The sequence below is a fragment of the Saccharopolyspora sp. genome, from assembly GCF_017434145.1.
GTDB lineage: Bacteria > Actinomycetota > Actinomycetes > Mycobacteriales > Pseudonocardiaceae > Saccharopolyspora_C > Saccharopolyspora_C galaxeae.
This window is the reverse complement of sequence record NZ_JAFRFW010000580.1, coordinates 1-3,062: the sequence shown is the minus strand read 5'-3', so window position 1 is coordinate 3,062 and position 3,062 is coordinate 1. Positions and strand designations below refer to the sequence as shown.

Sequence of the window (3,062 nt, the reverse complement as noted above, 5' to 3'; positions counted from 1 at the left end):
CCCGCGCCGCGGCACCGCCGCAGCGAACCGGAGACGGACACCACCGCCTCCGGGCTGCCGAAGCGGCCGCGCCGCACGGTGACCCGCTCCGGCGACCTGTCCGAGCACCCAGCAGCAGGCGACACCGCGGAGTCCGTCGGCGACACGGCTGGACTGCGCACCCAAGACGTCGCGAAGACGCTGCGCGGCCTGCAACGCGCGAGCCGCCCGACGACGGATCAGGACGTGGGGCCGTCCGACGTGGCGGCACCGGACATCCCCGGGCCGGACAGCGCGGTTCGCGACCGCGAAGCGGGGGATCCGACCGCCACCTCATCAGGAAAGGACGCGAACGCATGAGCGAGACCGCTCGCCGAGCAGCGCTGCCGGACCGCACCTGGGTGCTCGACGACCTGGTCGAGCACGCCGGGATCCGCGCGGCCATCGCGGTGTCCGGGGACGGGATGCTGCTGGTCAAGAACGCCGCTCTGGACCGCGCCGACGCGGAGCGGTGGGCGGCCGTGAGCGCCCCGCTGCAGTCCTGCGCCCGGCACGGGATGGAACCGCTGGGCTACCCGACCGGTGGTTTCGAGCAGGTGATGGTGCAGCACGCCCGCGGCTTCCAGCTGCTGCAGCCGTTCGGCGAGGAGTCGTACCTGGTGCTGGTCACCGAAGCGGACGCCGACCTCGGCGTGGTGGCCACCGAGATGCAGGCGACCGCTCAGCGGCTCGGGCAGGAGATGGGCACGGCTGCGCGCACCGCCGCCGGGAACCGGCCGTGAGCCCAGGCCCGCACAGACGCGAATCCGAGCTGGTGCGCTCGTACGTGCTCACCCGCGGGCGGGCGCGTGCGGACAACCCGGTGGAACCCGCGACGCTGGTGCGGGCCGTATCGCGCGGCACCGTGCCCGAACTCGAACCGGACCGCCGCCGGATCGTGCAGGTCTGCCAGGGCGGGGCGCTGGCGGTGGCGGAGATCGCCGCGCACACCCGGCTGCCGCTGAGCGTCTCGCTCGTGGTGGTCGGGGATCTGATCGATGACGGCTACCTGGCGCCCGCCGCGGCTTCCCGGCCGTCGGCCACGCCCAGCCCGGACCTGTTGAAGGAGGTGCTGGATGGACTTCGCAACCTGGACACCTCCGCATGAGTCGGCCTACCTCGCCCCGACCGTGCGCCGCTCGGCGAAGATCCTGATCGTCGGCCCCGCCGGGGTCGGCAAGACCACGTTCGTCGACACCATGTCGGAGATCCAGCCGCTGCACACCGAGGAATCGCTGACCGCGGCCAGCGAGGGCGTGGACGACCTGCGCGGCACTCCGGCGAAGACGACCACGACGGTGGCGCTGGACTTCGGGCGGCGCACGCTCAACGAGCAGCTGGTGCTGTACCTGTTCGGCACGCCGGGGCAGCAGCGGTTCAACTACCTGTGGCGGACTTTGGCGCGCGGCGCGCTGGGCGCGATGGTGCTGGTGGACACCCGGCGGCCGGACGCCTCGTTCGACGTGATGGACCGGGTGGAGCAGCTGGAGGTGCCGTACGCGATCGCGGTGAACGCCTTCGACACCGCGCCGCGCTACCCGGTCGAGGAGCTGCGCGAGGCGCTGGACCCGCCGCCGGGCACGCCGCTGGGCGTCTGCGACGCGCGCGACGAGCCGTCCTGCAACCGAATGCTGATCACGCTGGTGGAAAACGTGCTCGCCGGCGCGGGCACGACGAAGGAGCACGGAGTCTCGGCTTGACCACTCATCTCGACACCGAGCGCATCCCGCTGTACGGCGAGGACTTCACCGGGAACCCGGACCGGGTCTATTCGCAGCTGCGCTCGCGCGGCCCGATCGTGCCGGTGGAACTCGCCCCGGACGTGCCCGCGATGCTGGTGGTGGACTACGACACGGCGCTGCAGGTGCTGCGCAGTCCGCACGTGTTCGTGAAGGACTCGCGCCGCTGGCAAGCCACCGCGCCTGCGGACGCGCCGGTGCTGCCGATGATGTCGTGGCGGCCGAACACCTTGTTCGCCGACGGGGAGCAGCACGCGCGGCTGCGCCCGCCGGTGGCCAACAGCCTCGACCTGGTCAAGCCCGCGCAGCTGCGGCGGTACGTGCGCAGCAGCGCGGCCGGGCTGATCCGCGGGTTCACCGGCCGCGGGCACGCCGACCTGCTCGGCGAGTTCGCCGCGCAGCTGCCGATGCTGGTGCTGCAGCAGATGTTCGGCTGCCCGGCGGAGATCTCGCAGGCGATGGTCGCCGCGATCGCCGCGCTCTGGGACGGCACCGACCCGCAGCTGGCCAACCAGTACCTGGAGGCCAGCGTCACCGACCTGGTCGAGTACAAGCGCGCCAACCCGGGCGACGACATCGCCACCCGGCTGATCGAGCACCCGCACGGCCTCGACGACGAGGAGCTGCTGCACCAGCTGATCATCATGATGGGCGCCGGTGCGGAGCCGCTGGGCAACTGGATCGCCAACGCGCTGTACCTGCTGCTGACCGAGCACCGGGTGGCCGACGCGGTGGCCACCGGCAGTGTCGCGCTCGACGAAGCGCTCGACGACGTGCTGTGGCGCTACACGCCGCTGGCGAACTACGCGATCACCTACCCGCGGCACCCGGTGCACCTGGGCCGGGTGCTGCTGCCCGCGGACCAGCCGGTGGTGATCTCGATGGCGGCGATCAACACCGACCCGGCGCTGCACCCGACCGGGCAGGTTCCCGCGGGCAACCGCGCGCACCTGGCGTTCAGCGCGGGCGCGCACAGCTGCCCGGCGAGCAGGCCCGCGCGGTTGATCGCGACCGTGGCGTTGGAGACGCTGCTGGACTACGTTCCCGAGGTCGAGTTGGATGATCAGCAACCGCTGCGGTGGCGTCCGGGTCCGTTCCACCGGGCGCTGACCGCCCTGCCGGTGCGCTTCCCCGCCGTGGCAACGCTCGCCGAACCCGCCCCAGGAGGACCCGCATGTCCACATCAGGATGCCCGCTGACCCCGCTCGACCCGTCCGGCGCCGACGTGCACGGCGAAGCGCACCGGCTGCGCGAGCACGGCTCGGCCGCGCAGGTGACCTTGCCGGGCGAGGTCCCGGCGTGGGT

Annotated in this window: 5 protein-coding genes; all 5 read left to right on the top strand. The window is 72.6% G+C overall.

What is annotated here, in order from left to right; genetic code table 11:
- On the top strand, positions 1 to 339 hold a 339-nt coding region (locus IJH84_RS16080; RefSeq protein ID WP_295145857.1), incomplete at its 5' end, for a hypothetical protein.
- The gene (locus IJH84_RS16075; RefSeq protein ID WP_200072978.1) at positions 336 to 761 is read left to right on the top strand and encodes a roadblock/LC7 domain-containing protein; all 426 of its coding nucleotides are present in this window, start codon (positions 336 to 338) and stop codon (positions 759 to 761) included. The genes IJH84_RS16080 and IJH84_RS16075, both read left to right, overlap by 4 nt.
- Positions 758 to 1,126 (top strand): DUF742 domain-containing protein, encoded by a 369-nt coding sequence (locus IJH84_RS16070; protein ID WP_200072979.1) that lies wholly within the window; start codon positions 758 to 760, stop codon positions 1,124 to 1,126. The genes IJH84_RS16075 and IJH84_RS16070 overlap by 4 nt, the downstream gene beginning before the upstream one ends.
- The gene (locus IJH84_RS16065) at positions 1,095 to 1,718 is read left to right on the top strand and encodes an ATP/GTP-binding protein (RefSeq protein WP_295145854.1); all 624 of its coding nucleotides are present in this window, start codon (positions 1,095 to 1,097) and stop codon (positions 1,716 to 1,718) included. Before IJH84_RS16070 ends, IJH84_RS16065 begins: the two co-directional genes overlap by 32 nt.
- Entirely contained in the window at positions 1,715 to 2,956 is a 1,242-nt protein-coding gene (locus tag IJH84_RS16060) for a cytochrome P450 (RefSeq protein ID WP_200072981.1), read from the top strand. Before IJH84_RS16065 ends, IJH84_RS16060 begins: the two co-directional genes overlap by 4 nt.
- Positions 2,957 to 3,062: the final 106 nt, after the last annotated feature.